This is a genomic window from Microbacterium sp. BF1 (genome assembly GCF_019279095.1).
Lineage (GTDB): Bacteria > Actinomycetota > Actinomycetes > Actinomycetales > Microbacteriaceae > Microbacterium > Microbacterium maritypicum.
Window position 1 is genome coordinate 1 of the sequence record NZ_JAGYWT010000699.1, and the last position, 977, is coordinate 977.

Here is a 977-nt window from a genome sequence, read left to right on the forward strand (position 1 = left end):
CTCGGCAGACCTGACGAGCAAGGGCTGGCTCAGCACCGGGCAGATCGCGGTCGTCCTGCGCTCGGCGTATGACCCGGCTATCGCCGCGACGCTGGAACGCCACGGCGACCTCGGACACGACCTCGCCACCGCCGGGCCAGTCGCGGTCACCGAGTCGTGGGGGCATCTGCGCAGCGACTCGGCCTATCACACCGTCGTCTGGATTTCGGAGTGGCCGCGCTCGATGGTGCATCCGGGGTTCCTCTCACCCGTGTTGCTGTCCAGTGGTATCCACCGTGCGTTCTCGCTGATCTGTACCCCGCTGCGCACCGATCAGGCCGCGCGCGACATTCGCCGCAAGAAGACCGAGTACATCAGCGACGCGGCCCAGCGCGCCCGCATCGGGCAGATCGAAGACGCTTCGCAAACCGCTGAATACCACGACGCGCTCCAGCAGGAGGCAGACCTCACCGCCGGGCACGGAGTGCTCCGCTACACGGGTCTGATCTCGGTGTCTGCCGACTCGCTCGAGGAACTGGAAGCGGCAGTCGCTGCGATCGAGCAGGCCGCCATCCAAGCCTCGTGTGAGACCCGCGTGCTGGTCGGCCAGCAGGCCCAAGCGTTCACCGCCGCCGCGCTGCCGCTGTGCCGCAAGGTCTGAGCCGTCGGGCGCACCTCGAAGCCACCCGCACCTGTTCATCTGGAGGTCCGACATGCCCACGTTCAACGACCCGACCGCTGACGCTGCGGAAGCAAACGCGGCGTTGCGAGGCCTCGCGCACGCCAGCCGACGCATCGACAACCCCGACAAGCTCCACGGCATCGTCGGGGAACTACTGGCCGCGACCCGCTTGCTGGAACAGTCGTTCATCCAGCTCGCCGGAGCAGGTATCACCTACCAAGGCCGGGCCGCTCATGACGACGGTGACCGCGACCTCGGTGCCGCGGATGTCTGGGCCGCTGCCGATGCGCTGCGCCAGGCCGCGCAGCATGTCAGC

At 68.2% G+C, this 977-nt stretch carries 1 protein-coding gene and 1 pseudogene; both read left to right on the plus strand.

The window, feature by feature from the left end; translation table 11 throughout:
• The coding region (locus KZA10_RS16140; protein WP_374196609.1) for an SCO6880 family protein at positions 1-640 on the plus strand (640 nt) is incomplete at its 5' end.
• Between the two features lie 52 nt (positions 641-692).
• Positions 693-977, plus strand: a pseudogene (locus KZA10_RS16145) (hypothetical protein); the annotation flags it as partial.